Source organism: Salinimicrobium catena (assembly GCF_900102915.1).
GTDB lineage: Bacteria > Bacteroidota > Bacteroidia > Flavobacteriales > Flavobacteriaceae > Salinimicrobium > Salinimicrobium catena.
This window is the reverse complement of record NZ_FNGG01000001.1, coordinates 809742-835168: the sequence shown is the minus strand read 5'-3', so window position 1 is coordinate 835168 and position 25427 is coordinate 809742. Positions and strand designations below refer to the sequence as shown.

Sequence of the window (25427 nt, the reverse complement as noted above, 5' to 3'; positions counted from 1 at the left end):
TGCATGCACAATAAATTCGACATTTTTGACATTTCAGCTCCCGAAGCTTTTGATGCCCGGGCCCTGGAAGTTTTTGAATTTCAGTACACCAACAATAAGGTTTACAGGCAATTCTGTGACTTGCTTAGCAGAACTCCGGAAGAGGTTAAGCATGTTAAGGACATACCTTTTTTGCCTATAGAGTTCTTCAAAACTCATAAAATATTAAGTTGGGGACCATCTTCAGAAAAGATTTTCACCAGCAGCGGCACCACCGGACAAAATACCAGCAAACATTATGTGACCGACCTGCAGGTTTATGTAGAAAGTTTCCGCAGGGGCTTTGAACATTTCTACGGAAGTGTGGAAGACTATGCAGTGCTCGCCCTGCTCCCGTCCTACCTGGAACGCGAAGGATCCTCCCTCATCTACATGGTAGATGATCTTATAAAAAAGAGCGAAAACCCCCACAGCGGTTTCTATCTTCACGATCTCGATGCCCTGAAAGAAAAAATAGAACTTCTTGAGCATCAGGAACAAAAAATTCTTTTAATAGGAGTTTCATTTGCTCTGCTCGACCTGGTAGAGAAATTTCGATTTAACCTGAAGCATACCGTTATCATGGAAACAGGAGGCATGAAAGGCCGCCGCAAAGAAATGATCAGGAAAGAACTTCATCAGGTTCTAAAAGCAGGCTTTGGTGTGGAAAAAATCCACAGTGAATATGGAATGACCGAGCTGCTTTCTCAGGCATATTCAACGGGAGACGGCATTTTTGAATGCCCCCCCTGGATGAAGATCATCATTCGTGATCCTGAAGATGCCCTGAGCTTACTTCCTGAAGGTAAATCGGGAGGAATAAATGTGATCGACCTGGCTAATATCAATTCCTGCTCCTTTATCGCGACGCAGGATCTCGGGAAGGATTTGGGAGCCGGAAAAATCGAAATTTTGGGACGTTTTGACAACAGCGATATCCGCGGTTGTAACCTAATGGTTTTTTAACATAAAAAAATTAACCGTAAGTGTAAGGAATTGATTTTTAGACGACTTAACTTACGGTTAGATTATGTTTTCATAATTGGTTGGTTAGTTAGAAGCCCCCTTCGCCGCCCGGCGATTTGGGGGTTTTCTTTTACTCCACCTTTATGATGTATGTATTTCTTTTTCCTTTGTTGATGATGACGTACTTGTCGTTGATAAGATCATTAGTAGTTATACTGAAATCTTCTCCAACTTTTTCCTTGTTCACAGAAATAGAATTCTCCTTTAGAGCGCGTCTCGCCTCTCCGTTCGATTTTAAGAAATCTGTTTTAGCTGAAAGCGCCGCGATCATGTCAAGGCCGTGCTCCACATCTTCCCTGTTCACCTTGGCCTGCGGCACTCCTTCAAACACATCCAAAAATGTCGCTTCGTTCAGGCTTTTGAGATCCTGGGCAGTACTTTTTCCAAAAAGCACTTCCGAAGCCTTTACCGCGTTGTCGTAATCCTCTCTAGAATGCACCATAACGGTGATCTCTTCGGCAAGCTTGCGCTGTAACTGGCGCAGATGCGGCTCTTCCTGATGTTTGGCCACAAGGGCTTCGATCTCTTCCTTCGGAAGGAATGTAAAGATCTTGATGAACCTTTCGGCATCCTCATCGCTGGTGTTCAACCAGTACTGGTAAAATTTATATGGAGAGGTCCTTTCAGCATCCAGCCAGATGTTCCCGCTTTCGGTCTTTCCGAATTTGGTCCCGTCTGCCTTGGTGATCAACGGGCAGGTAAGCGCATAGCCTTTGCCATCTCCAATTCTTCTTATCAATTCGGTACCGGTGGTGATATTACCCCACTGGTCGCTTCCACCCATTTGCAGCGTACAGTTCTGTTCCCTGTAAAGGTGGAGGAAATCATAGCCCTGTACCAGCTGGTAAGTGAATTCTGTAAAAGACATTCCTTCGGAAGAATCTGAAGACAAACGCTTCTTTACGCTGTCTTTAGACATCATATAGTTCACGGTGATGTGCTTCCCTACATCCCTGATGAATTCCAGGAAAGAAAAGTTCTTCATCCAGTCGTAATTGTTCACCAGCACGGCAGCATTTTCAGAATCACTGTCAAAATCAAGGAATCTGGAAAGCTGAGCTTTTAAAGCATTTTGATTGTGCAGCAGAGTAGCCTCATCAAGAAGGTTTCTTTCATTAGATTTTCCTGAAGGATCACCTATCATCCCGGTCGCGCCTCCAACAAGGGCTACAGGCTTGTGTCCGCACATTTGAAAATGCCTCAGCATCATCACTCCCACCAGGTGACCAATGTGCAGGGAATCGGCAGTTGGATCTATTCCCACATAAGCGGCTCTAAGGCCTTCCTGCAAATGCTCTTCGGTGCCCGGCATCACATCGTGGATCATTCCTCTCCAGGTCAGTTCTTCTACAAAATTCTTTTTCATGCTTACTCTTTTGAAATAAAAACAGCCGTAAAGATACCATAAACCAGCATTTTTCCTAAGCGGATTTCTTTATATTTACCGAATGATTCTAGTAACCGGAGGCACAGGTTTAGTGGGTTCGCATTTGTTGCTCGAGCTGGTAAAAGCAGGAGAAGAACCACGAGCCATCTATAGAACAGAAGAAAGCCTTGAGGCCGTAAAAAAGGTCTTTTCCTACACAAATTGCGAAGAAGAAACTGCAAAGCTCTTCGGACAGATAGAGTGGCAAAAAGCAGATATTACCGACATTCCTTCCCTTTCACAGGCTTTCAACGGAGTAAAGGAAGTGTATCACTGCGCAGCATTGATCTCTTTTGACCCTTCCAAAGATTCCCGCCTACGGAAAACCAACATTGAAGGTACGGCCAATGTGGTGAATTTCTGCATAAAGGAAAAGGTGAGAAAACTGGTTTTTCTTAGTTCAATCGCGACACTGGATAAAAAACCCGGTGAAAATGTCATTTCCGAAGCCTCTCAATGGAACAAGGAAAATGACCATAATATATATGCTATAACCAAGTACGGGGCAGAGACCGAAGTTTGGCGTGCCAGCCAGGAGGGCGTACCGGTAGTGATCTTAAACCCCGGGATCATTATTGGACCCGGCTTCTGGGACAGCGGGAGCGGACACATCTTTAAAAGGGTAAATAACGGCCTCAATTATTATTTCCCGAAGGTCACGGGTTTTGTGGGAGTGGAAGACCTGGTAAGCATCATGCTGCTCTCGATGCGATCTCCCGTTGAAAATGAAGCTTACGTGGTCGTCTCAGAAAATCTGTCGTTCAAAGTGGTATTGGAAGAGGTCGCCAAAAGCCTGAACAAACCTGCTCCAAAAAAGGTGCTGAAACCCTGGATGATCTATCTAGGCTGGATTTTTGAAAAGTTTACCGCTCCTTTTTCAGGCAAAGACAGAAAGCTCAACAGGCATTCTGCAAAAACCGCTTTTAAGGACAGCTATTACAGTAGTGAGAAACTCAAGTCAACATTCAATTTTAAGTTTACTCCTGTGGAAGATTCCATAGAAGCTACAGGAAGATCTTTCAGAAAAGAATTTAGCGAATAGAATCGCGTCTGGACATTGGCACCGGCAGTTGTTTATCCCCTCTCCTGAACTTTTTGAGCAAGAGGGAATCCTTTCGTGGTCTTCTAATACTGTCCTGAAGCAGGGAATCTCTTTCCGGTTTTCTGATACTATCCTCCAGCAGAGTATCCCGTTCAAGCTTCCTTAAAGAATCCTTTCTGCGCTCTTCCCTTACCCTTATGGTATCGTATTCTACCTTTAAAGCTTCCAGCCGCTCCTTGACATTGTTGTAAATATCCTGATAATCCCTATAATTTGCCGCGTAATAATCATTGCTCTTTACCAGCTGCAGGCTATCGATATCGTACTTCTCATAAATATACTTATTGGGATCTATTCCTTTTTCCTCCAGCAGGTTCACGTTGTAACTGCGTGCGCCATGCAGCAAAGATATTTCGGTAAGGACGTCTACCATTTTATCTTTAGAAATAAGGTCTTCTGGCTTAGGGGTTTTTTGAATATCCTGACATCCCGCGAAGAGGGCCATGATCAAAAGTGCATACAGCAGTCTCATTTTAGCGATCAAAACTTAGACGTTCAGCTTTTACAAAAGGTGCGAATCGGAAATTGTTATACACCAGGTTTCCGTTTACAAAGGTGTGAGTGATCCTGGATTTAAAGGTGACTCCTTCAAAAGGTGACCAACCGCACTTGTACAGGATATTTCCCGGCTGAACACTCCAGGGAGCATTAAGATCTACCAACACAAGATCGGCCTTGTAACCTTCCCTGATAAATCCTCTTTTTTCGATCTGAAATAATATCGCCGGATTGTGGCACATCTTTTCAACTATCTTCTCCAGTGAGATCTTCCCCTGATGATAGAACTGCAACATTGCCGGAAGGGCATGCTGCACCAGCGGACCTCCACTCGGAGCTTTGGTATAGACGTTCTTCTTTTCCTCAAGGGTGTGAGGCGCATGATCTGTCGCGATCACATCTATTTTATCTTCCAGAACGGCTTTTAGAAGCGCCTCCTGATCTTTTTCAGTCTTAACAGCTGGGTTCCACTTGATAAAGGTTCCTTTTTTGACATAATCTTTGTCGTTGAACCACAAATGGTGGATACAAACCTCAGCCGTGATCTTCTTGTCCTTCAGAGGCTTCTTGTTTTCAAAAAGCTGCAGTTCCTTTGCAGTCGAAATGTGGAAAACGTGCAGCCTTGCACCTGTTTTCTTTGCCAGGGCAACAGCTTTGGAAGAAGACAAATAGCAGGCTTCTTCGCTTCTAATTTTTGGATGCAGTTCAATAGGAATATCGTCTCCGTAACGATCGATACATTCCTGCAGGTTCTTTTTAATAGTCCCCTCGTCTTCACAGTGTGCCGCGATCAAAACAGGTGATTCCTTAAAGATCTTTTCGAGAACCTTTTCATCATCAACCAGCATATTCCCTGTTGAAGATCCTAAAAAAAGTTTCAAGGCCGCCGTAGTTTTAGGATCTATTTTCTTGATCTCCTCCAGGTTATCGTTGGTTCCTCCAAACATGAAGGAGTAGTTCGCGTAAGAAGTCTTTTCGGCGCGTTTGAATTTTTCCTCAAGCAGTTCAATAGTTGTGGTTTGTGGCTGCGTATTGGGCATCTCTATAAAAGAGGTGATCCCTCCTGCCACTGCCGCTTTTGAACCTCCCTCTATAGTTTCCTTATGGGTAAGGCCTGGTTCGCGAAAATGAACCTGATCATCGATCACTCCCGGAAGCAGGTAATTTCCTTCGGCATCAATTATTTTAAGTTCGGGAGATTTAGCACTTATACTTGAGGAGATCTCGCTAATGATCCCATCCTCAATAAACACATCCCCTTCTATAATAGAACCTTCGTTTACAATTTTCGCATTCTTAATAAGTACCTTCTTCATTATATCGTCATCTTGTTAAACACACTATAAAACTTCATTTTCACCACGCCAAAAACTGCTTCCCATATGATAGACCCGCTCATTTTTGAAGCGCCCCGGGTCCTGTCTGTGAATATCACCGGAACCTCAACAATATTAAATTTCGCGAGATAGGCTTTGAATTTCATCTCGATCTGGAAGGCATACCCAACGAACTTGATCTTGTCCAGGTGGATCCTTTCCAGAACTTTTCTTTTATAACACACAAAGCCTGCCGTAGTATCTTCCACCGGCATGGCAGTGATCAATCTTACATATTTTGAAGCCATCCAGGAGAGCAGCACCCTGCTCATTGGCCAGTTCACCACGTTAACACCGGTTTTGTACCGGGACCCGATGGCGACATCTGCACCCTCTCTTTTGCAGGCATTGTAAAGCCTTATGAGGTCATTGGGGTTATGGGAGAAGTCGGCATCCATTTGAAAGATGTACTTGTATTCTCTTTTTAAGACCCATTTGAAACCCGCAATATAAGCAGTTCCCAATCCAGATTTTTCCCGTCTCTCCAGCAGAAAAAGCCGGTTTTCGAACTTCTTTTGCAGGTCCTTAACAATTTCGGCAGTACCGTCTGGGGAGTTATCGTCTACCACAAGTATGTGGAAGTTGCGCTGCAATGAAAATACATTCTTTACTATGCGCCCAATGTTTTCCTTTTCGTTGTAGGTGGGTATTATAACAATCCCATCTGGCATAAAATTCTTTTGGACAAATGTAACCAAATTTAAGGTTTACATTTTAGTTTTGCGAAGGCTTTTAATCGTATAAATTTTACCTTTGTAGAAAATTTATGCGGTTGGAAGCCATAGAAAGACATGTTGTTGGACAAGACTGGATCACCCTTCTCCTCCTACTGGTGCTGGTTGTTCTGGTTGCCACCAAATATACTTTTCCGCAGCGCTTCAACCATTTTGTCATGTTGTTCGCGACGGACAAGTATCTGCTCCTTAAAGGCAAGGATCCCAAGATCTTCCACCCGTTTAACCTGTTATTTTTTACCGTCAACATCATCACGGTAGCTCTTTTCATATTTATCTTCTACAATGGCATCAGCGAGGACCAACCCGACCGGCCCAAGGTGCTGTACCTGAGAATAGCTACTGCCTACGCCACTTTTGTACTCCTAAAATTCACCATTGAAAAGATCCTGGCTAATATTGTTTCGGCAGACAAACAGTTGAATTTTTACCTGTTCTATAAATTAAGCTACAGAAACTTCATGGCGCTGGTGCTGCTGCCGGTGTGCATGGCCTTTATCTACATTTGGGAGCCTTCTATATTAGCTCTTTATATTTGCATCGGAATCCTGCTGCTAATGAACCTCATCACCATCTTGAGCCTCTACAGGAAAAATCAGCAGTTTATTTTGACCCGTTGGTTTTATTTTATTTTGTATCTTTGCGCTCTCGAAATTGGACCTTATTTTATTTTATATAAGCTAATTACAAAGCTGTAAGGTGAATAAAAGTAAATGTATATGAAAGTGAAAACAATTTTGGTTTCTCAGCCAGAACCGAAGGTTGAAAATTCCCCTTATTTTGATCTTGAAGAAAAACAAAAAGTAAAAATCGATTTTATCCCTTTTATCCATGTAGAGGGAGTTTCCTCCAAGGACGTAAGGCAACAAAAAGTTGATCTTTCTAAATATACCGCCATCATCCTTACCAGCCGTAACTCTGTAGATCACTTCTTTCGTATAGCTGAAGAAATGAGGTTCAAGGTACCTGACACCCTGAAGTATTTTTGCCAAAGCGAGGCTGTGGCCTACTACCTTCAGAAGTACGTGGTGTACCGTAAGAGAAAGATCTATGTTGGGAAAAGGACCTTTGCTGAACTTTCCCCGCTCATCAAAAAATATAAGAACGAAAAATTCTTGCTTCCGTCTTCAGACATGCTGAAGCCGGACGTACCAAAAACATTGAACAAACTTGGTGTGGACTGGAAACAGGCGGTTTTCTACAAAACAGTGGTAAGTGACCTGTCTCACCTTAGAGAAGTATTTTATGACATACTGGTTTTCTTTAGCCCCAGCGGAATCAAATCTCTGTTTGAGAACTTCCCCGACTTCAAACAAAATGATACAAGGATCGCTGTATTTGGAAATACCACGGTTAAGGCCGCAAAAGAGCATGGCCTAACGGTGAACATACAGGCTCCCACTCCCGAAACTCCATCCATGACCATGGCGCTGGAAAAGTACATCAAGGAGCAGAACAAAAAGCACAGCTAAAAAGCTTCTTTTATCCAAACAAAAAGACCGGCAATTGCCGGTCTTTTTTATGAATCACAACTAATCAAAATCAGGCTTTTGGAGCTCCTGAAAGGATCTCTTCATTTGCCTGCTTTTCAAATTTTTCAAAGTTCTTATTAAAGGAATCTGCAAGGGTCTTAGCTTTTTTGTCATACGCCTCCTTGTCGCTCCATGTATTTCTTGGGTTCAACACCTCTGTTGGCACGCCTTCCACCTCTTTAGGCATGGCCAGTCCAAACACAGGATGTTGTTCAAATTCTACATTATCCAGTTTTCCTTCGAGCGCAGCAGAGATCATTTCCCTGGTGTACCTTAACTTCATACGTGAGCCCACTCCGTAAGGACCTCCTGTCCAGCCGGTATTCACAAGCCACACATTCACGTCATTCTCTTTCATTTTGGCGCTTAGCATCTCGGCATACTTGGTTGGGTGCAATGGCATGAATGGCGCACCAAAACAAGCAGAGAAACTCGGTACAGGCTCATCTATACCTGCCTCTGTACCGGCAACCTTCGCAGTGTAACCGCTAATGAAATGATATGCGGCCTGCCCCGGAGTTAATTTACTGATTGGAGGTAGTACTCCAAAAGCGTCCGCGGTAAGGAAAAATATGTTCTTCGGATTCTCACCTATTGAAGGTGTCTGTATATTATCAATATGGTGAATTGGGTAACTCACCCTGGTATTCTGTGTGATCTCGGTATTTTCAAAATCCACTTCGCCATTCTCGTCTAAAATGACATTTTCAAGGATAGCTCCCGGTTTGATGGCACGGTAGATATCCGGCTCATTTTCTTCGGAAAGATTTATGACTTTGGCGTAGCATCCACCTTCAAAGTTGAATACCTTGTTCTCTTTGGTCCATCCATGCTCATCGTCACCAATAAGTTTTCTTTCAGGATCTGCAGACAAGGTAGTTTTTCCTGTTCCCGAAAGTCCGAAGAAGATAGCAGTATCTCCATCATCACCCACGTTAGCAGAACAGTGCATAGGCAATGTATCTTTATCTACAGGAAGGATGAAATTAAGGGCAGAAAAGATCCCTTTCTTGATCTCTCCTGTATACCCTGTACCTCCAATAAGAGCGATCTTTTTGGTGAAGTTCAGGATAGCGAAGTTATGCTGACGGGTTCCGTCGACTTCAGGATCGGCTTCAAAGCCCGGCGCATTGACGATCAACCAGTCTTCCTGGAAATTCTCAAGCTCTTTTCCGTGAGGCCTAAGAAACATGTTATATGCGAAAAGGTTGGACCAGGGATATTCATTGATTACCCTGATGTTCAACCTATATTTGTCATCTGAACAGGCATAGGAGTCTCTCGCGAAAACTTCCTTTCCCGACAGATAATCGGTCACCTTATCATAAAGGGCATCAAATTTATCGGCATCAAAAGGAATGTTGATGTCTCCCCACCAAACTTTATCCTTGGTGATATCATCCTTTACAATGAACCTGTCTTTAGGAGAGCGGCCGGTAAATTCTCCGGTGTTCACCGCTAAGGCTCCTGAAGCAGATTCTACTCCCTGACCTTTTTCAATGGTGATCTTGTGCAATTCTTCAGGAGAGAGCTGATAGTTCACCTGTGCATTCTTAATTCCGTATTTCTCCAGCGCAATCGTTTTCGTAAGTGGTTTTTTTGCCAACATAAAATCTATAAGTTGTGTGTTTATCTTAGGTGAACAAAAGTAGAAAATCTTCTAAAGAAACAACCGGGCACTATTTCTTTTATTTAATTTTTAACTTAATAGCGCTGATTAACAGGACCATCCAAGCCGAAATAAGCAAGGATCCACCTAGCGGAGTGACCAATGCAATTACCCGAAAATCAAAAGATGTCATAGAATTTGTCGCCAAAAAATAAATACTTCCAGAAAAAAAGAGAATCCCAATACTTGTTAAATAGAAACAGGCTTTTTTAACTTTTTCTGAAGCGATGGGAAGAGCGGCGAGCACCAAAAGGAATAAAGCACTGTACAGCTGATACTTAACTCCGGTCTCAAAAGTTCCCATACTTTCAGCTGAAAGTACAGGTTTAAGTCCGTGGGCTGCAAAAGCACCAAAAATGATCCCGATCATTCCGAAGAAAGCCCCTGCTATCAAAAGTTTTCTGTTCATAGTAGATTTTTAAAGACGTCTGCAATTAACTACATTCGTTATCCAAACAAACAACAAACTTACAACTTAAACCTTATGCGAAAAATTCTAATTGTCGGTGCCGGCAAATCCACTTCGGTACTTATAGATTACCTGCTTAATAAATCCGCTTCAGAAAACCTTCAGCTCATTATTGGAGACCTGCAGCTTGAAAATGCCGAAAGACTGGCAGGTGGCCATCCTAACGCAAAAGCCATCAGCCTTGACATTTTCAAGAAGGAAGAACGTGAAAAGGCTGTAAAGGAGGCCGATATTGTGATTTCCATGCTTCCGGCGAGATTCCACATCGAAGTGGCTAAAGATTGCCTGCATTATGGCAAGAACATGGTCACCGCGTCCTACATCAGTGATGAGATGCAGCTGCTCGATGAGGAAGTGAAGAAAAAAAATCTGGTTTTCATGAATGAAATAGGCGTCGATCCCGGCATTGACCATATGAGTGCCATGCATGTGATAGACCGCATTCGTGATGCCGGCGGAAAAATGCTTCTTTTCGAGTCTTTTACCGGCGGACTGGTAGCGCCCGAAAGCGACACCAATCTCTGGAACTACAAATTCACCTGGAACCCCCGAAACGTGGTGGTGGCAGGTCAGGGCGGTGTGGCCAAGTTCCTGCAGGAAGGCAAGTTCAAATACATTCCTTATAACCGCCTTTTTAGACGTACCGAATTCCTGGAGGTAAAAGACTACGGAAAATTCGAGGTGTACGCAAACCGAAATTCCCTGAAGTACAAGAGCATCTACGGACTGGATGACGTACTTACCCTTTACCGCGGAACCATTCGGCGGGTAGGCTTCAGCAAGGCCTGGAACATGTTCGTGCAGCTGGGGCTCACAGATGACAGTTATGTTATGGAAAATTCCGAAGAAATGAGCTACCGCGACTTCGTTAATTCTTTCCTTCCTTATTCCCCTACAGATTCTGTAGAACTGAAATTCCGCCACAACCTGAAGATCGATCAGGATGATATCATGTGGGAAAAACTGCTGGAACTTGATATTTTCAATCCGAACAAAAAGGTAGGACTTAAAAATGCCACTCCTGCACAGATCCTTCAGAAGATATTGATGGAAAAATGGTCGCTGGCGCCAGATGATAAGGACATGATCGTGATGTACCATAAGTTTGGCTATGAACTCAATGGGGAGAGAAAACAGATTGATGCCACTATGGTGAATATTGGAAAAGACCAGAGCCATACGGCCATGGCCCGCACAGTTGGGTTGCCGGTAGGCATTGCTGCCATTAAGATCCTTAACGGAACTATAAACACTCCCGGGGTGCAACTACCCATCACTAAAGAAGTTTATGAACCCATTCTGGAAGAACTTGCCGAAAATGGTATCGTTTTCAGGGAAGAAGAAAAAGAATACCTTGGCTACAATCCCTTTGGAATGGTAGGCAATTAAAACTTCCTGAACCTCAATTTAATGCCCCGAAGAATACTTCGGGGCATTTTTTATGAGAGAGGTCAGTTTTAACGTTCTTAGGCTTCAGGTTGTTTGGAATAAATCTAAATAAAAGTTACTTTTGACCCCTGAATGAACCTACTATTTAAGTCATATAATTTCGCTTCTTATCAATGCGACCGCAGCCGCTGCTTTTACATTGACTTTGGTCATAAGACCGTAAAGCTCAGCTTTTGCCAGTTGCTTTCTTTAAGGCAGAAAGTGCAAAAAATCGACCTGGATTCCCACTTTGACAAAGATCTGAACTACAGCGGCATTGAGATCCTCACTTTATGCAATCGGGAACACCTGTTTATCCTTGATACCATGCAGGTCATTGAAATGAAAGAGCTTATCAAAGCCACTTTTGGAATGCTGGAGTTAAACTCCCTGGTCACACATTCCTGATCCCTACATATTTAGATTAAGTATAAATTTCCTGTTCTTTCAGGAAAGGACTTTTCTTTTCCGTAATTTTAGGAAAAACGAAAAATCATGAAAGATATAGTTCGCCAAAAAATTGGAATAAACGTTGACATAATGGACATGCTCAACGAGCAGATCTCTAAGGAGGCTCATTCATCATCGGCTTATCTAGCCATGGCCTCCTGGTGTGATCATAACGGCCTTACCGGAAGTGCAGAATTCCTATACAAGCAGTCCCTGGAAGAAAGGGATCATATGATGAAGATCTTCAGGTTTATCAATGAGAATGGCGGCACAGCCTACTCGCCTGAAGTAAGCAACATCCTGCACGACTTCAATTCCCTGCAGGAGATCTTTGAAACTGCATTAGACCAGGAGATCGCGATCACGAAGTCAATTAATAATATAGTGGCAAAATGTAGAAAAGTACAGGATTTCGCTTCTGAAAACTTCCTGCAGTGGTTCGTCCACGAACAAATGGAAGAAGAAAACCAATTCCGAAGAATTCTTGAGATGTTCGACCTCATGGGTACCGATGGCATAGCATTAAAGCTGATCGACGAAAGGATCAAACACGGAGAATAACAACAAAAAAAAAGGCGCCTGTGGCGCCTTTTTTTACTTTTATACATTTCTCTTTCTTAGTCTCTTCCCATATAGATGCTCAGGAAGTAAAGGAGAGTAGCCAAAGAACCAACTGCAGCAACTACATAGGTCCTGGCGGCCCATTTAAGGGAATCTTCCGCAGCTTTATGTTCCTGGGAGTTCAGCATGTTCTCTGTTTCCAGCCAAGCCAGGGCACGATTACTTGCATCATATTCTACCGGAAGCGTGATAAAACTAAAAAGTGTTCCGAGCCCAAACATGATGATACCGATCAATAATACAGTACTTCCCATAGCGGTAGTGGCCATTAACATAAGCCCTCCAAAGATCACCCATTGAGAGAATCTGGAAGCAACACTTACTACCGGCACCAGTTTGCTCCTCATTTGCAGCCAGCTGTACGCTTTGGCATGCTGCACGGCGTGACCGCATTCGTGCGCTGCCACAGCTGCCGCCGCAGCGTTGCGCTGCGTATAAACTGCTTCACTCAGGTTTATTGTCTTTTTTGCAGGGTTATAATGGTCTGTCAGCATCCCGGGAGTAGAAATGACCTTTACGTCATAGATCCCGTTATCGGCCAGCATTTTTTCGGCGATCTCGCGACCACTCATCCCATTTTGCAGGTGCACTTTTGAATAGTGCTTGAATTTACTTTTAAGTTTATTGCTCACATACAAGCTCACAATAAAAATGAGAATGGCAATTAAATAATATCCCATCATAGTTTCTAAATGTTTTTTATAACGTGTAAATGTATAAACAAAAATCCAGCCAATTTACACTACTGAAATTTTGTCTGTCCTGCTGCTGCTGCGGGCTATCCAACAATGTTCACGATCTTCCCGGGTACCACGATCACCTTTTTAGGCTCTCGTCCGTTCAACTGCTGCTGAGTCTTTTCATTGGCAAGTACCGTTTTCTCGATCTCCTCCTTGCTCATATCCATTGGAAGCTCCAGCGTAAACCTCATTTTCCCGTTGAAAGAAATAGGGTATTCCTTTGTGCTTTCCACCAGGTATTTCTCTTCAAAAACCGGATATTCAGCCGTGGCAACTGAGGTGTCATGACCAAGTTTCTCCCATAATTCCTCGGCGATGTGCGGCGCGTAAGGTGCGATCAGGATCGCTAAAGGCTCTAAAACCTCTCTGGAATTGCATTTTTGAGCGGTAAGTTCGTTCACACAGATCATGAAAGTGGAGACCGAAGTATTGAAACTGAAATTTTCGATGTCCTCTGCCACTTTTTTGATGGTCTTATGCAGGCTCTTTAATGATTCTGCGGAAGCTTTTTCTTCTGAAACTTCAAAATTCTCTCCTTTATGGTAGAGTTTCCATAATTTCTTCAGGAAGTTGTGCACTCCTGTGATCCCCGCAGTATTCCACGGCTTGGCCTGTTCGAGCGGACCTAGGAACATCTCGTACATCCTTAATGTATCGGCTCCATAATCTTCGCAAATATCATCGGGGTTCACCACGTTGTATTTGGACTTGGACATTTTCTCTACCTCTCGTCCTACGATATATTTTCCATCTTCTGTGATGAATTCGGCGTCTGAGAATTCGGGGCGCCAGTTCTTAAAGCCTTCAATGTCCAGCTCATCTGATGCATTCACCAAAGAAACATCAACGTGAATAGGCTGCACATTATGCGCTTCTGAAAGGTTTTTAGAAACAAATTTGTTTTCTCCTTCCAACCTGTACACAAAAGCACTGGTCCCCAGGATCATTCCCTGGTTGATCAGCTTTTTAAAAGGTTCGTCTACTGTTAACATTCCGCGGTCATAGAGGAACTTTGTCCAGAAGCGGGAGTACAGCAAATGTCCCGTGGCGTGTTCGCTACCGCCTATGTACAGATCCACATTTTCCCAGTATTTCTGGGCTTCTTCTGAAACGAATTCGGTTTCATTCCCGGCATCCATATACCTGAACAGGTACCAGGAACTGCCCGCCCATCCGGGCATGGTGTTCAGCTCCAGCGGATAAACCGTTTTATGGTCGATCTTTTCGTTCTCCACCACTTCGTTCTTTTCAATATCCCATGCCCAGACTGAAGCGTTGCCAAGTGGTGGCTCTCCGGTTTCGGTTGGTAAATATTTTTCCACTTCGGGAAGACGCAGGGGCAAATGTTCCTTTTCGATCATTTGCGGCAGGCCGTTCACGTAATAAGCCGGAAAAGGTTCTCCCCAGTATCTTTGTCGGCTGAAGACCGCATCCCGTAATCGGTAATTGGTCTTGCCTCTTCCCTGCCCTATCTTTTCCAGTTCTAAAATGGCTTTATTGAGGGCTTCTTTATATTCCAGATCGTTCAGAAAATCTGAATTCGCGATGACCGTGCCTTCCTTGCCTGAATAGGCTTCTTCGGAAATATCCACATCCTTGAAGATGTTCCTGATAGGCAGGTCAAAATGCTTGGCAAAGTCATAATCCCGCTGGTCGCCGCAAGGAACGGCCATTACGGCACCCGTTCCGTAGCCTGCCAATACATAATCTCCAATCCAGATAGGCACCGGTTCTTTTGTGAACGGATGTTCGGCATAAGCTCCCGTGAACACTCCGCTGATGGTCTTCACATCGGCCATTCTATCGCGTTCACTTCTTTTAGCCGTAGCCTCAATATAGGCATCCACCTCAGCCTTATGCTCCGGAGTAGTGATCTTTTGCACCAGGTCATGCTCCGGTGCCAGGGTCATGAAGGTAACTCCGTAGATCGTATCAGGTCTGGTGGTGAAAACAGGAATTTTAAATTCAGAATCCTGAATATTGAATTCAACAAGAGCTCCCACCGATTTTCCGATCCAGTTCCTCTGGCTCTCCTTCAGACTCTCGGTCCAGTCGATCTTATCCAGTCCCTGCAGCAAACGTTCGGCATAAGCAGAGATCCTCATGCTCCACTGGGTCATTTTTTTTCGAATCACCGGGTATCCGCCGCGTTCGGAAACCCCGTTGACGATCTCGTCATTTGCTAACACGGTTCCAAGCTGAGGGCACCAGTTAACTTCGGTTTCAGCAAGGTATGTGAGACGGTATTTTAGTAGCTGTTCCTGTTTTTCTTCGGAAGAAGAACCATTCCATTCGGTCGCGGTGAATTCAGCTACATCTTCATCACAGGCCGCGTTCACCCCCGAATTCCCTTCCGCAGCAAAGATCTTCTCCAGTTCAGTTATAGGACGGGCTTTATCGGCTTCAAAATCATACCAGGATTCAAAAAGCTGAATAAAGATCCACTGGGTCCATCTGTAATAATTTGGCTCACTGGTGCGCACTTCACGGCTCCAGTCAAAAGAGAAGCCTATCTGGTCCAGCTGCTCACGGTAGCGTTTGATATTGGCCTCGGTGGTAATAGCCGGGTGCTGCCCGGTCTGTATCGCATACTGCTCGGCCGGCAGCCCAAAACTATCGTAACCCTGCGGATGCAGAACATTGAAACCTTTATGCCTCTTAAAGCGGGCATAGATATCGCTGGCAATGTACCCAAGCGGGTGCCCCACGTGCAGCCCCGCCCCCGAAGGGTAAGGGAACATGTCAAGGACGTAATATTTAGGTTTTTCAGAATTATTTTTGGCTTTGAAAGTCTGGTTCTTGGCCCAGTACTCCTGCCACTTCTTTTCAATTTGATTGAAATTGTAACTCATATCTTGCTCTGCATCTCGAATTATATCCCGAAATCCTTCAGGAAAGGGCAAAAATACGGTTAATGTACGAAAGTGAAAAGTTTGGCCGTTTTAAAGAAGGAGAATGATTTACTTTCTTATTTTTACAGAAATTTACTAATCCGCACTATGAGTTCATCTTTTGAAAGGTATCAAAAAAGACGTCTTATTTCTTCTTATTTTTCGGTGGTGATCAGTATTGGTCTGGTGCTTTTTCTCTTAGGCCTGCTGGGCCTTTTGGTTTTGAACACCAAAAAGATAGCAGATCATTTCAAGGAGCAGATCGCCCTGACCATTTACCTGAAAGATACCGCAAAAGAGGTTGAGATCAATCAGCTCAAGAAAAGCCTGGCTTTAGCCGATTATACCAAATCGACCACGTATGTTTCTAAGGAGGAGGCTGCGGAAGCCCACAGCAAGGAAATTGGTGAGGATTTCATGGACTTTTTAGGCTACAACCCGCTGCAGAACTCGATAGATGTTTACATGAAGGCTGATTACATCAGCTCTGGAGAGGTAGACGAGATCGCAGAAGAACTTACGGCGATGAACTTCGTGGATGAAGTGGTGTACGACAAACCTCTTATTTCCCTTCTCAATGAGAACGTTACGCGCATAAGTTTCTGGATACTCGTGGTAAGCGGAATATTCACATTTATAGCCGTGCTGCTCATCAATAGCTCGATTAGACTCGCGGTTTATTCCAAGCGATTCATCATCAAGACCATGCAAATGGTAGGCGCGACAAAAAGGTTTATCAGGAAACCTTTTATCTGGAAGAGCGTGAAACTGGGAATGATCGGCGCCATTCTGGCCCTGGCAGGAATGGGAGCTGTTTTGTATTACATGAACAGGAGCTTCCCCGAACTGGAACTACTCAGCGACATATATTTGCTCACCGGGCTCTTTGTCGGGGTTTTCCTCATGGGCGTGATCATCACCTGGCTAAGTACCTTTTTCGCCACCCAGCGTTTCCTTAATCTAAAGACAGACGAGTTGTATTACTAAAAATTGCCACTAATTCACGAATGATCTTTTGAGGAATTATTAGGGCATTCATAGCTAAGATGAGACAGAGGCAGGAATATAAAACTATCAAAGGCAAAGAAGAGAAATATAGAGATAGTCATTAAATTTGACCGCTAATAAAAAATATTAGTGCATTCGTGGCTTAAAAAGAAACAGAATCATGAACAATAACAAAAAACCACTACATAAACAGGATCTAAATTTCGTCTTTGAAAAGAAGAACTACATCGTAATGGGAATAGGCTTGGCAGTCATTGCCCTAGGCTTCATTCTTATGGCAGGAGGCGGCAGTGATGATCCCAATGTCTTTAATCCGGAGATCTACAACTGGAGAAGGATAAGACTCGCCCCGGCCCTTGTGTTGTTCGGTTTTGCCATTGAAGTGTACGCCATACTTCTTAACCCCCGCAAATAATACTAATGGAAGTTATTGACGCTATCTTCCTTGGCATCGTCCAGGGCCTTACCGAATTTTTACCTGTTTCATCAAGCGGCCATTTAGAGATCGCCAAAGCCATTCTTGGAGACACCAGTGTTCCCGAAGAATCCTTAATGGTGACCGTGGTGCTGCATTTCGCGACCGCGTTAAGTACCATAGTGGTCTTTAGAAAAGATGTTGCTGATATTTTTCGCGGACTCTTCTCCTTTAAATGGAACGACGAGTTCGTTTTTTCCCTAAAAATCATCATTTCCATGATCCCTGCTGCTTTGGTTGGGGTGCTTTTTGAAGAAGAACTGGAAACCTTCTTTGGAGGCGCGCTCACTTTTGTGGGTTTCATGCTTATCCTCACCGCGCTTCTTTTATGGCTGGCAGATAAAGCGAAAAACACAGGGAAACCTGTTTCTTATAAAGATGCTTTTGTGATAGGGGTTTCCCAGGCTGTAGCCATCCTCCCCGGGATCTCCCGAAGCGGAGCCACAATTTCTACTTCTGTGTTGTTAGGAAACGATAAGGCCAAAGCCGCCCGATTCTCTTTCCTGATGGTGGTACCGCTCATCCTCGGAAAGATCGCGAAAGATCTTTTAAGCGGCGACCTTACCGGAACGAGCATTGAAGTGATGCCGCTTTTTGCCGGCTTCACTGCCGCATTCATCGCGGGCTTTGCCGCCTGCACCTGGATGATCGCGCTGGTGCGGAAAAGCAAACTTTCCTACTTTGCCATTTACTGCTTCCTTGTAGGAGTAGTTGCCATTACTTATGAATACGCTTTTGCTTAATCTATGACCGAAGAAGAATTTAAAGCCGGACAGGTATTGCTGTTTGACAAACCGCTGGAATGGACCTCTTTTCAGCTGGTGAATAAGGTGCGCTGGCTAATTCGGAAGAATTTCAAGATCAAAAAGATCAAGGTGGGCCATGCCGGCACTTTAGATCCGCTGGCAACCGGTTTGCTAATCATTTGCACCGGAAAAGCCACCAAAACCATAGATGTGCTTCAGGGGCAGGAAAAGGAGTATACAGGAACTTTCACATTAGGTGCCACCACCCCTTCGTATGATATGGAAACCGAAGTGAACAAAAAGTTCCCTACCGAACATCTTTCCGAAGAAAAGATCCACAAAGCCACAGAGGCGTTTATGGGGGACATTCAGCAGTATCCACCAGTTTTTTCAGCATTAAAGAAGGACGGGAAAAGGCTTTACGAATATGCCCGCAAAGGTGAAGACGTAGAAGTTTCGGCACGAAATGTGAATATTTCTGAATTCGAGATCACCAGGATCAATTTTCCTGAAGTGCACTTCAGGGTGGTGTGCAGCAAAGGCACCTACATAAGAAGTCTTGCGCACGACTTTGGAAAAGAACTGGAAACGGGGGCTTACCTTTCATCACTTAGACGCACAAGAATTGGTGCACATGAAGTTAAAGATGCCCACAACCTGGATTCATTTATTAATGAGTATCTTACAGGGGAGGAATAAACCATGAAAAATGGACTTTTTTGAGGAACATAAAGCGCTTATCATCACCGTACTGCTTTTTGCGGTTCTGTTCCTGGCGATGTACAACATCAACATTTCCAGGTCTAACCAAAAAGTAAGGGAAACGCTTATTGAGCTCAATAACCTGAGAGCCGAAGAGCCAAAAAAACAGGAACAGCCCAAAACCGAACAACAGCCCGAAACTCCGCCGCGTCAAAGACAGAACTTTGAAACCCACCAGGCCTTTAATCAGAATCAGGAAGAGAGCCGCAGGAATTTCGAATCCCGACTGGATGAGATCTTTGAGAAGAATTCTGCCAGCCAGGAAGCTTCTGAAGAGGAAAGCACATCTACCAGCAGCGGAGACCTCAACCTGGAACCAAATCGGCGTCAAAAAAGACAAAAAGCATCAGAAGGGAATGATACCTCAGAAGAGCTTTCCACCCAAAAAGGAAGCCTCAGGAACAGTTCCATCTCCTTTTCCCTGGTAGGGCGATCGGCCATTGAGATCCCGAACCCGATATATACCTGCGACACTTCCGGGAAGATCGTGGTGAACATTACCGTTGACTCCGATGGCCGGGTGATTGACACCTCGGTGAACAAAAGGAGTTCTACCTCCAGTAATGAGTGTCTTACCGAGATGGCTCTGGATTATGCCGGCGGGGCGAGATTTTCAAAACTTCCGGGAAGGACCTCCCAACCGGGAACCATAACTTATTATTTTCAGGACTAATGGAAAACAAGAAACGTTGCGGCTGGTGTGAAGGCGACCCCTTATACGAGGCTTATCATGACGAGGAATGGGGAGTGCCGCTTTATGATGACGACCGACTTTTTGAATTTTTGATCCTGGAGACCTTTCAGGCAGGATTAAGTTGGATAACCATTCTTCGGAAAAGGGAGAATTTCAGAAAGGCTTTTGACCAATTCGATTTTCGTCAAATTGCGGAATATTCCGAAGAAAAATTAGAAGAACTGATGCAAAACAGCGGCATCATAAGGAACAAAGCCAAGATCAACGCCAGTGTGGCAAATGCGAAAGCGTACCTTGAGATAAGAGAGGAATTCGGAAGTTTCTCAAAGTACATCTGGAGCTTTGTTGATGACCAACCCCTGCAGCCCGGACTCGCTTCCTATAAAGAAGCCCCCGCCCAAACAGAACTCAGCCAGAGAATAAGCAAGGACCTCAAGAAAAGAGGTTTCAAGTTCGTAGGTCCAACAGTGGTTTACGCCCACATGCAGGCCACCGGAATGGTAAACGACCATGAAGTTGGCTGCTTTAGGCACAAAGAAGTGCAGGAACTCGAATAGCCTTATTTAAGGTATTCCAAAAATTCACTTCTGGGGATCTCTTCTGCACCAAGACTGGCGAGATGATCTGTATAGACCTGGCAATCGATGAGCTTAACACCCTCTTGCTGTAATTTTTGCACCAGTTTTATAAATCCGAATTTCGAAGCATTGCTTTTTTTAGCGAACATGCTTTCGCCGCAGAAGACTTTTATATCCTTCAGATAAATCCCATAGAGCCCCCCTACCAGTTCATTTTCCTGCCACACCTCAACCGACTTTGCAAAGCCTAAGCGATGCAGTTCCACGTACGCCTCCTGCATCTGCGGCGTGATCCAGGTGCCCATTTGCCCTTCCCGGGGTGCGACTGCGCAATTCTGTATTACCTGCTCAAAATCCTGATCAAAGGTCACCTCAAAAATGCCTTTTTTAAGCACCTGTTTCATGCTTTTCGAGACCTTGAGCTTTTCAGGAAAAAGCACCATTCTGGGATCAGGGCTCCACCAAAGTATGGGCTGACTGCTGTCATACCACGGAAAAATTCCATGGGTGTAGGCCGAAAGCAGCCTTTCTGGAGAAAGGTCACCCCCAAAAGCCAATAATCCTATGGAATTGGCCTTTTCAACAGGGGGAAAATCATCTTGAGGACCTAAAAACTTCAATCTTTGCTTTTTTGAAAAATACTCAAATACAGCTTATAAAAAAAGCCCGAAACTTTGGGTTCCGGGCTTTCAGCTTTTCTTTTTTCCTGCCTAGAACGGAAGATCATCGTAATCTTCATCGTTCAGGTCATTTGCAGGCTCGAACTGGTCTGCAGGAGGCACAGGAGCTCCGCCCTGAGGTTGCGCGGCAAGGTTCTCAATTCTCCAACCCTGAATAGAATTGAAATACTTGGTCTCTCCCTGCGGGTTAACCCATTCCCTTCCACGAAGGTTCACCCCTATCTTCACGGGCTGCCCTACTCCGTAATTGTTAAGCAGGTCACATTTATCCTGCACAAATTCGATGAGAATGTGTTGTGGATATTGCTCCTCGGTCGTCACAACAACCTCTCTTTTTCTAAAACCATTGTTCCCAAAGGTTTTAGTTTCCCCAATCATTTTGATCTTTCCTTGTACTTCCATATCAAATCTTTTTTGCTAATAATATTTTCCAGGCTACCGCCGGTTCATTGTTCTCTAAACACTCTTTTGCTTTTCTGTGAACAGTTTCCTCATCTTTTTCCAGTAGGGCCTTCACTTCAGGATTTTCCTTCACAAAACTAATGATGTCCTGTGCCGAAGGCAACTGTTCCACATTTCCCAGTTTTCCCAGGTCATTTCCCGTAAGCACCTTGCTGTTTCTTATTTCTTCGGAAATGGCATCTACACCAATCCCTAACGTCTGAAGCGGCTTGGGCACCTCGAACATTCCGGAGATCGCACGGGTATACCAGTTGCCACCCATACGTGCTACCAGGTCTATTTTATGCTGATCAATATAACCTTTTTCATCCAGAATATCTTTTGAAACATGCATTTTCAGCACCTCGCATATTACCAGGTTTCCGGCACCGCCCTGGTCCCCCAATTCTACTATCTCATTGATCCTGCACTCGAACTGCACGGGAGATTCGGCTACCCTGAAAGGTTTAACCACTTCTGAAGGCAACATGCTGAATCCCGCTTTTTCGAATTCGTTCACCCCTTCTTCATATTCGGTACTCGAAAGGGATACCTGGTGCACCATTTCATAGTTCACCACGTTGATCACCACCTCCATGGTAGCTTTAGCATTGTTAAAAGTATGTTTCACCGTGTTATCTCTTCCCCTTCTGGCAGGTGAAAAAATGAGGACAGGTGGATTCGCGCTAAAAACATTGAAAAAGCTGAAGGGCGATAAATTAGGCCTCCCCTGTGCATCTATGGTGCTTGCAAAAGCAATAGGCCTGGGACCAACCGCTCCAAGCAGGTATTGATGCATTTTTGCCGTGGGAATTTCTTTTGGATCTATGCTGAGCATGTTCAAAAATTTTGACAAAGGTAAGTAAAGCGCACAAGGAATGAAAAACAGCCCTCCACAATATTATTTGCTGAAAACGCTTATATTTAAACGCACAAAAGCACTGCCTACATGAGGTTTTCAGATAAACGAAACTTTAGACGCGGGTTCATCATCCTCACTTCTCTTATTATCATCATCCTTATAGTATGGAACGCAGTTGCTTTTTTCCAACGAATAAAAGAAGAGGAAAGGCGAAAGATGAACATCTGGGCCTCTGCCCAGGTTTATCTCGACCAGGTGGACACAGACACGGGCCTGGACCTTTACCTCGCTATCATCAACAGCAACTCAAGTATTCCAACCATCCTTGTAGATGAGAACGGCAAGATCGTGGATGCAATTAACATTGAGGAAGAGATCAGAGCCGACAAGGATAAACTCCAGGATTACCTCAAGACCATCAAGTCTGAAAATGAACCCATAGAGATGGATCTTGGAGAAGGCCGGGTCAACCAGGTGTACTACGGAAATTCCCCGATGCTCAACAAGCTGAAGTATTACCCGCTGGCATTGATGCTTATCATCATCATGTTCATCGCGGTTATCTATTTTTTCTACACTACAACTAAGACCAGCGAACAGAACAAGCTATGGGCCGGGATGGCAAAAGAAACCGCCCACCAGATCGGTACGCCGCTTTCTTCCCTTATCGGGTGGACAGAGATCCTCAAGGAAGAACGAGTAAATCCCGTGTATATCGGCGAAATAGAAAAAGACGTTGACCGGTTAAAGACCATTACTGAAAGGTTCTCAAAAATAGGTTCTGCGCCTACCCTGCAGCCGGCAGATATAGTGGAAAAGACCCGTGACAGTTTTGATTATCTTAAAGCCCGTAGCTCAAAACTGATCGATTTCAAGCTTAACCTTCCGGAAGAAAAAATACTGGTAAGCCTTAATGAACAGCTTTATAGCTGGACCATTGAGAACCTGGTGAAAAATGCCATTGACGCCATGAAAGGAAAAGGGGAACTGGAAATAAGCCTCTCTCAGAACACTAAGAACGTACACATACAGGTAAGAGATACCGGAAAAGGGATCTCGAAAAGCAAATACAAAGAGGTCTTTGAACCCGGCTATACTACCAAAAAAAGAGGCTGGGGCTTAGGCCTGTCACTGGCTAAACGCATTATAGAACAATACCATAAAGGGCGCATCAGGGTATTACGCAGCGAGATAAATAAAGGGACGACAATAGAGATCGTGCTGCACAAGATCAAAACCGCTGCATAGACTCTCTAAGATCAGACGGAATGGGTAGAGATTCGTCTTTGCTGAAGTCGAAAAAAACCGCGATATCCCTTCCTTCTGCACACACTTCTCCCGTCTCGTTAAGAATTACCTGGTCAAGCGCGAAACTGCTGTTCTTGATGTAAGCCAGTTTGGTTTTTACCACAGCCGTTCCCGGGTAAAAAAGCGATTTTTTGAAGTCGCAGTGAGTGGAAACCAGGATGGCTCCTTTATTAGTTTCTGAAAACATAGCCGCAAGCCCTGTCGCTTCCCAGAAATTCACCCTCCCCGACTGAAGGAAGCGGATAAAAGTAAGGTTATTGACATGCCTGTACATGTCGAGGTCGCTGAAGTCGATACGCAGCTCCAGCGATAATTTATAATCTTCAAAACTCATTAAATGGCTGCTTTGATATCCCTGGCTATTTGATTGAACTCTTCTTCTGAAAGCTCCTGTTTTTGTGCAAAATTCATATCTCCCATAGAGTTCAATGGAATAAGATGCACATGCACATGAGGCACTTCCAGTCCCACCACGGCCATACCAACTCTTTTACAGGGAACGGCGATTTCAATTCCTTTGGCCACCTTCCGGGAAAAGGCCATCAATTCAAGGTAGGTTTCTTCATCAAGGTCAAAGATGTTGTTCACTTCCTCTTTCGGGATACACAAGGTATGACCCTTGGCATTGGGACGTATATCAAGAAAAGCAAGGAATTTATCATTTTCAGCTACTTTATATGCGGGAATTTCCCCGTTGATGATCTTGGTGAATATGGTTGGCATAATTTTCAATTTTTAATGGTACACAAGTTAGCACTTTCAGCTTTAAGCTCAAATAAAAAGATCCTTTCCACAAGGAAAGGATCACGAATTCTTTCAGCTATAATTGCTATTACCGCGAAATATCCAGGATCTCGAACTTCAGTGTTCCGTTAGGCACCTGTACCTCCGCAATATCTCCTACTTTCTTTCCTAAAAGGCCTTTCCCGATAGGGCTGTCCACAGAGATCTTTCCGGCCTTAAGATCGGCTTCGCTTTGAGCCACCAGTTTGTATTTCATCTCGGCGCCGTTAGTAAGGTTCTTGATCTTTACATTTGAATGCACCAGAATCTTGGAAGTATCAAGTTGCGATTCATCGATCAAACGGGCATTGGCGTAAACTTCTTCCAGCTTTGCAATTTTCATTTCCAGCAATCCCTGGGCTTCTTTTGCCGCATCATATTCTGCATTCTCACTAAGGTCTCCCTTGTCCCTTGCTTCAGCAATAGCCTGTGAGGCACGAGGACGCTCCACATCCCTTAACTGGTTTAGTTCATCCCGTAATTTCTTAAGTCCGTCGGCGGTATAGTATGATACTTTACTCATGGCATTATCATTTATATAAATAGAAAAAATCCCATTCTCTGACGGGATTTCAAACAAATATACTAAATTAAAATATCCAGTACAATTATATCTTGTAGCTTTGAAAAAACGTTTTATGAAAAAGTTTTTCTTCAGTTTATGCCTGTTTCCTTTGATCTGGAGCTGCTCGGGAGATGATGAAATAAGGAACAATCCGTACCTGCCAGACCTCAACTTTTCGGTGAGGCTCGATCTTAGCTTACCGGAATATAACAACCTGAATTTCCCCGGAAATAAATATACTACCTATAACTATGGTATAAATGGTATAGTGATCTACAACCTGAACAATGATCAGTACATGGCTTTTGAACTAACCGATCCTAACCACGTGATACAGGATTGTTCTGTACTCACAGTTGAGGGAACCGAAGCTACCTGCTCCTGTGATGATGGAAATCAATACACTATAATCACCGGACAGCAAACTTCCGGAGAGGGCCAATATTTTTTAAAGCCTTACAGGGTGGTGAGAAGAGGAGATGTGCTTGAAGTTTCGAACTAAAAAAGCCTTCCTGTTACAGAAGGCTTTTGATCATCATTAAACA

At 44.1% G+C, this 25427-nt stretch carries 29 protein-coding genes; 15 read left to right on the top strand and 14 right to left on the bottom strand.

Features of this window, described 5'->3' with window-relative positions; genetic code table 11:
- The first annotated feature begins 3 nt into the window (after positions 1 to 3).
- Positions 4 to 984, top strand: coding sequence for a LuxE/PaaK family acyltransferase (locus BLS64_RS03835; RefSeq protein ID WP_093111870.1), 981 nt, complete (start codon positions 4 to 6; stop codon positions 982 to 984).
- A gap of 130 nt (positions 985 to 1114) precedes the next feature.
- On the opposite strand, the gene tyrS is transcribed toward BLS64_RS03835, so the two are convergent.
- A complete protein-coding gene (gene tyrS / locus BLS64_RS03830) occupies positions 1115 to 2410 on the bottom strand; it encodes a tyrosine--tRNA ligase (RefSeq protein WP_093111868.1) in 1296 nt (431 codons plus the stop codon).
- Positions 2411 to 2492: 82 nt separating this feature from the next.
- Here tyrS and BLS64_RS03825 point away from each other — a divergent pair, with 82 nt between their 5' ends.
- Positions 2493 to 3512: an NAD-dependent epimerase/dehydratase family protein gene (locus tag BLS64_RS03825; RefSeq protein ID WP_093111866.1), complete on the top strand. Its 1020-nt coding sequence runs from the start codon at positions 2493 to 2495 to the stop codon at positions 3510 to 3512.
- On the opposite strand, the gene BLS64_RS03820 is transcribed toward BLS64_RS03825, so the two are convergent.
- From BLS64_RS03820 to BLS64_RS03810, 3 genes are read right to left on the bottom strand one after another with little or no spacing between them, the layout of a single operon-like run.
- Positions 3502 to 4044 (bottom strand): DUF4296 domain-containing protein, encoded by a 543-nt coding sequence (locus BLS64_RS03820; RefSeq protein WP_093111864.1) that lies wholly within the window; start codon positions 4042 to 4044, stop codon positions 3502 to 3504. The genes BLS64_RS03825 and BLS64_RS03820 overlap by 11 nt on opposite strands.
- A 1-nt stretch (position 4045) precedes the next feature.
- Positions 4046 to 5386, bottom strand: a complete 1341-nt coding sequence (locus tag BLS64_RS03815; protein WP_093111862.1) for a dihydroorotase — start codon at positions 5384 to 5386, stop codon at positions 4046 to 4048.
- Complete coding sequence (locus BLS64_RS03810) at positions 5386 to 6117, bottom strand: polyprenol monophosphomannose synthase (RefSeq protein WP_093111860.1); 732 nt, start codon at positions 6115 to 6117, stop codon at positions 5386 to 5388. Before BLS64_RS03810 ends, BLS64_RS03815 begins: the two co-directional genes overlap by 1 nt.
- A 101-nt stretch (positions 6118 to 6218) precedes the next feature.
- Here BLS64_RS03810 and BLS64_RS03805 point away from each other — a divergent pair, with 101 nt between their 5' ends.
- Positions 6219 to 6878, top strand: a complete 660-nt coding sequence (locus tag BLS64_RS03805; RefSeq protein WP_176763415.1) for a DUF4271 domain-containing protein — start codon at positions 6219 to 6221, stop codon at positions 6876 to 6878.
- Between the two features lie 21 nt (positions 6879 to 6899).
- Positions 6900 to 7652: a uroporphyrinogen-III synthase gene (locus BLS64_RS03800; RefSeq protein ID WP_093111856.1), complete on the top strand. Its 753-nt coding sequence runs from the start codon at positions 6900 to 6902 to the stop codon at positions 7650 to 7652.
- A 70-nt stretch (positions 7653 to 7722) separates the two neighbouring features.
- Here BLS64_RS03800 and pckA read toward each other — a convergent pair whose 3' ends face one another.
- A complete protein-coding gene (gene pckA, locus BLS64_RS03795; protein ID WP_093111854.1) occupies positions 7723 to 9321 on the bottom strand; it encodes a phosphoenolpyruvate carboxykinase (ATP) in 1599 nt (532 codons plus the stop codon).
- Positions 9322 to 9400: 79 nt separating this feature from the next.
- On the bottom strand, positions 9401 to 9790 hold the full coding sequence (locus BLS64_RS03790; protein WP_093111851.1) for a DUF423 domain-containing protein: 390 nt from the start codon (positions 9788 to 9790) through the stop codon (positions 9401 to 9403).
- A gap of 75 nt (positions 9791 to 9865) precedes the next feature.
- Here BLS64_RS03790 and BLS64_RS03785 point away from each other — a divergent pair, with 75 nt between their 5' ends.
- The 3 genes from BLS64_RS03785 (at position 9866) to BLS64_RS03775 (ending at position 12289) form a co-directional block, all read left to right on the top strand.
- Complete coding sequence (locus BLS64_RS03785) at positions 9866 to 11239, top strand: saccharopine dehydrogenase family protein (protein ID WP_093111849.1); 1374 nt, start codon at positions 9866 to 9868, stop codon at positions 11237 to 11239.
- Positions 11240 to 11371: 132 nt separating this feature from the next.
- Positions 11372 to 11686 (top strand): hypothetical protein, encoded by a 315-nt coding sequence (locus BLS64_RS03780; RefSeq protein WP_093111847.1) that lies wholly within the window; start codon positions 11372 to 11374, stop codon positions 11684 to 11686.
- Positions 11687 to 11773: 87 nt separating this feature from the next.
- On the top strand, positions 11774 to 12289 hold the full coding sequence (locus BLS64_RS03775) for a ferritin (protein WP_093111845.1): 516 nt from the start codon (positions 11774 to 11776) through the stop codon (positions 12287 to 12289).
- Between the two features lie 56 nt (positions 12290 to 12345).
- Here BLS64_RS03775 and BLS64_RS03770 read toward each other — a convergent pair whose 3' ends face one another.
- Positions 12346 to 13032 (bottom strand): zinc metallopeptidase, encoded by a 687-nt coding sequence (locus BLS64_RS03770; RefSeq protein WP_093111843.1) that lies wholly within the window; start codon positions 13030 to 13032, stop codon positions 12346 to 12348.
- 95 nt (positions 13033 to 13127) lie between these two features.
- The gene (leuS, locus tag BLS64_RS03765) at positions 13128 to 15941 is read right to left on the bottom strand and encodes a leucine--tRNA ligase (RefSeq protein WP_093112311.1); all 2814 of its coding nucleotides are present in this window, start codon (positions 15939 to 15941) and stop codon (positions 13128 to 13130) included.
- A 147-nt stretch (positions 15942 to 16088) separates the two neighbouring features.
- On the opposite strand from leuS, the gene BLS64_RS03760 reads away from it, so the two are divergent.
- From BLS64_RS03760 to BLS64_RS03735, 6 genes are all read left to right on the top strand, one after another.
- Positions 16089 to 16967 carry a cell division protein FtsX gene (locus BLS64_RS03760; protein WP_093111841.1) on the top strand — a complete coding sequence of 293 codons (879 nt, stop codon included), beginning with the start codon at positions 16089 to 16091 and terminating at the stop codon, positions 16965 to 16967.
- Between the two features lie 181 nt (positions 16968 to 17148).
- Positions 17149 to 17403, top strand: coding sequence for a DUF3098 domain-containing protein (locus BLS64_RS03755; RefSeq protein WP_093111839.1), 255 nt, complete (start codon positions 17149 to 17151; stop codon positions 17401 to 17403).
- Positions 17404 to 17408: 5 nt separating this feature from the next.
- A complete protein-coding gene (locus tag BLS64_RS03750) occupies positions 17409 to 18206 on the top strand; it encodes an undecaprenyl-diphosphate phosphatase (RefSeq protein WP_093111837.1) in 798 nt (265 codons plus the stop codon).
- A gap of 3 nt (positions 18207 to 18209) precedes the next feature.
- Complete coding sequence (truB, locus tag BLS64_RS03745) at positions 18210 to 18908, top strand: tRNA pseudouridine(55) synthase TruB (RefSeq protein WP_093111835.1); 699 nt, start codon at positions 18210 to 18212, stop codon at positions 18906 to 18908.
- 10 nt (positions 18909 to 18918) lie between these two features.
- Positions 18919 to 19644, top strand: a complete 726-nt coding sequence (locus BLS64_RS03740; protein WP_093111833.1) for an energy transducer TonB — start codon at positions 18919 to 18921, stop codon at positions 19642 to 19644.
- Positions 19644 to 20222, top strand: coding sequence for a DNA-3-methyladenine glycosylase I (locus tag BLS64_RS03735; RefSeq protein ID WP_093111831.1), 579 nt, complete (start codon positions 19644 to 19646; stop codon positions 20220 to 20222). The genes BLS64_RS03740 and BLS64_RS03735 overlap by 1 nt, the downstream gene beginning before the upstream one ends.
- Before the next feature lie 2 nt (positions 20223 to 20224).
- On the opposite strand, the gene aat is transcribed toward BLS64_RS03735, so the two are convergent.
- The 3 genes from aat to BLS64_RS03720 form a co-directional block, all read right to left on the bottom strand.
- Positions 20225 to 20863 (bottom strand): leucyl/phenylalanyl-tRNA--protein transferase, encoded by a 639-nt coding sequence (gene aat, locus BLS64_RS03730; protein WP_093111829.1) that lies wholly within the window; start codon positions 20861 to 20863, stop codon positions 20225 to 20227.
- A gap of 90 nt (positions 20864 to 20953) precedes the next feature.
- Positions 20954 to 21325: a DUF3127 domain-containing protein gene (locus tag BLS64_RS03725; RefSeq protein ID WP_093111827.1), complete on the bottom strand. Its 372-nt coding sequence runs from the start codon at positions 21323 to 21325 to the stop codon at positions 20954 to 20956.
- 1 nt (position 21326) lies between these two features.
- On the bottom strand, positions 21327 to 22202 hold the full coding sequence (locus BLS64_RS03720) for a flavin reductase family protein (RefSeq protein ID WP_093111825.1): 876 nt from the start codon (positions 22200 to 22202) through the stop codon (positions 21327 to 21329).
- Between the two features lie 111 nt (positions 22203 to 22313).
- Here BLS64_RS03720 and BLS64_RS03715 point away from each other — a divergent pair, with 111 nt between their 5' ends.
- Positions 22314 to 23474, top strand: coding sequence for a sensor histidine kinase (locus BLS64_RS03715; protein ID WP_093111823.1), 1161 nt, complete (start codon positions 22314 to 22316; stop codon positions 23472 to 23474).
- Here BLS64_RS03715 and BLS64_RS03710 read toward each other — a convergent pair.
- From BLS64_RS03710 to greA, 3 genes are all read right to left on the bottom strand, one after another.
- Positions 23458 to 23868 carry an acyl-CoA thioesterase gene (locus BLS64_RS03710; RefSeq protein ID WP_093111821.1) on the bottom strand — a complete coding sequence of 137 codons (411 nt, stop codon included), beginning with the start codon at positions 23866 to 23868 and terminating at the stop codon, positions 23458 to 23460. The two genes, BLS64_RS03715 and BLS64_RS03710, sit on opposite strands and share 17 nt — an antisense overlap.
- Positions 23868 to 24257 carry an HIT family protein gene (locus BLS64_RS03705; RefSeq protein WP_093111819.1) on the bottom strand — a complete coding sequence of 130 codons (390 nt, stop codon included), beginning with the start codon at positions 24255 to 24257 and terminating at the stop codon, positions 23868 to 23870. Before BLS64_RS03705 ends, BLS64_RS03710 begins: the two co-directional genes overlap by 1 nt.
- Positions 24258 to 24366: 109 nt before the next feature.
- Positions 24367 to 24840 carry a transcription elongation factor GreA gene (greA, locus tag BLS64_RS03700; RefSeq protein ID WP_093112309.1) on the bottom strand — a complete coding sequence of 158 codons (474 nt, stop codon included), beginning with the start codon at positions 24838 to 24840 and terminating at the stop codon, positions 24367 to 24369.
- Between the two features lie 115 nt (positions 24841 to 24955).
- Here greA and BLS64_RS03695 point away from each other — a divergent pair, with 115 nt between their 5' ends.
- A complete protein-coding gene (locus BLS64_RS03695; protein ID WP_093111817.1) occupies positions 24956 to 25384 on the top strand; it encodes a Rieske (2Fe-2S) protein in 429 nt (142 codons plus the stop codon).
- The last annotated feature ends 43 nt before the right edge of the window (positions 25385 to 25427 follow it).

Bases quoted from the DNA above. Each gene is read 5' to 3' on its own strand.
- BLS64_RS03825 (WP_093111866.1), top strand. From the start codon at position 2,493: ATGATTCTAGTAACCGGAGGCACAGGTTTAGTGGGTTCGCATTTGTTG.
- greA (WP_093112309.1), bottom strand. From the start codon at position 24,840: ATGAGTAAAGTATCATACTATACCGCCGACGGACTTAAGAAATTACGG.
- tyrS (WP_093111868.1), bottom strand. From the start codon at position 2,410: ATGAAAAAGAATTTTGTAGAAGAACTGACCTGGAGAGGAATGATCCAC.
- BLS64_RS03740 (WP_093111833.1), top strand. From the start codon at position 18,919: ATGGACTTTTTTGAGGAACATAAAGCGCTTATCATCACCGTACTGCTT.
- BLS64_RS03790 (WP_093111851.1), bottom strand. From the start codon at position 9,790: ATGAACAGAAAACTTTTGATAGCAGGGGCTTTCTTCGGAATGATCGGG.
- BLS64_RS03835 (WP_093111870.1), top strand. From the start codon at position 4: ATGCACAATAAATTCGACATTTTTGACATTTCAGCTCCCGAAGCTTTT.
- leuS (WP_093112311.1), bottom strand. From the start codon at position 15,941: ATGAGTTACAATTTCAATCAAATTGAAAAGAAGTGGCAGGAGTACTGG.
- BLS64_RS03755 (WP_093111839.1), top strand. From the start codon at position 17,149: ATGAACAATAACAAAAAACCACTACATAAACAGGATCTAAATTTCGTC.
- BLS64_RS03710 (WP_093111821.1), bottom strand. From the start codon at position 23,868: ATGAGTTTTGAAGATTATAAATTATCGCTGGAGCTGCGTATCGACTTC.
- BLS64_RS03775 (WP_093111845.1), top strand. From the start codon at position 11,774: ATGAAAGATATAGTTCGCCAAAAAATTGGAATAAACGTTGACATAATG.
- BLS64_RS03715 (WP_093111823.1), top strand. From the start codon at position 22,314: ATGAGGTTTTCAGATAAACGAAACTTTAGACGCGGGTTCATCATCCTC.
- BLS64_RS03785 (WP_093111849.1), top strand. From the start codon at position 9,866: ATGCGAAAAATTCTAATTGTCGGTGCCGGCAAATCCACTTCGGTACTT.
- BLS64_RS03750 (WP_093111837.1), top strand. From the start codon at position 17,409: ATGGAAGTTATTGACGCTATCTTCCTTGGCATCGTCCAGGGCCTTACC.
- BLS64_RS03815 (WP_093111862.1), bottom strand. From the start codon at position 5,386: ATGAAGAAGGTACTTATTAAGAATGCGAAAATTGTAAACGAAGGTTCT.
- BLS64_RS03820 (WP_093111864.1), bottom strand. From the start codon at position 4,044: ATGAGACTGCTGTATGCACTTTTGATCATGGCCCTCTTCGCGGGATGT.
- truB (WP_093111835.1), top strand. From the start codon at position 18,210: ATGACCGAAGAAGAATTTAAAGCCGGACAGGTATTGCTGTTTGACAAA.
- BLS64_RS03780 (WP_093111847.1), top strand. From the start codon at position 11,372: ATGAACCTACTATTTAAGTCATATAATTTCGCTTCTTATCAATGCGAC.
- pckA (WP_093111854.1), bottom strand. From the start codon at position 9,321: ATGTTGGCAAAAAAACCACTTACGAAAACGATTGCGCTGGAGAAATAC.
- BLS64_RS03770 (WP_093111843.1), bottom strand. From the start codon at position 13,032: ATGATGGGATATTATTTAATTGCCATTCTCATTTTTATTGTGAGCTTG.
- BLS64_RS03695 (WP_093111817.1), top strand. From the start codon at position 24,956: ATGAAAAAGTTTTTCTTCAGTTTATGCCTGTTTCCTTTGATCTGGAGC.
- BLS64_RS03720 (WP_093111825.1), bottom strand. From the start codon at position 22,202: ATGCTCAGCATAGATCCAAAAGAAATTCCCACGGCAAAAATGCATCAA.
- BLS64_RS03760 (WP_093111841.1), top strand. From the start codon at position 16,089: ATGAGTTCATCTTTTGAAAGGTATCAAAAAAGACGTCTTATTTCTTCT.
- BLS64_RS03800 (WP_093111856.1), top strand. From the start codon at position 6,900: ATGAAAGTGAAAACAATTTTGGTTTCTCAGCCAGAACCGAAGGTTGAA.
- BLS64_RS03810 (WP_093111860.1), bottom strand. From the start codon at position 6,117: ATGCCAGATGGGATTGTTATAATACCCACCTACAACGAAAAGGAAAAC.
- BLS64_RS03705 (WP_093111819.1), bottom strand. From the start codon at position 24,257: ATGCCAACCATATTCACCAAGATCATCAACGGGGAAATTCCCGCATAT.
- BLS64_RS03725 (WP_093111827.1), bottom strand. From the start codon at position 21,325: ATGGAAGTACAAGGAAAGATCAAAATGATTGGGGAAACTAAAACCTTT.
- BLS64_RS03735 (WP_093111831.1), top strand. From the start codon at position 19,644: ATGGAAAACAAGAAACGTTGCGGCTGGTGTGAAGGCGACCCCTTATAC.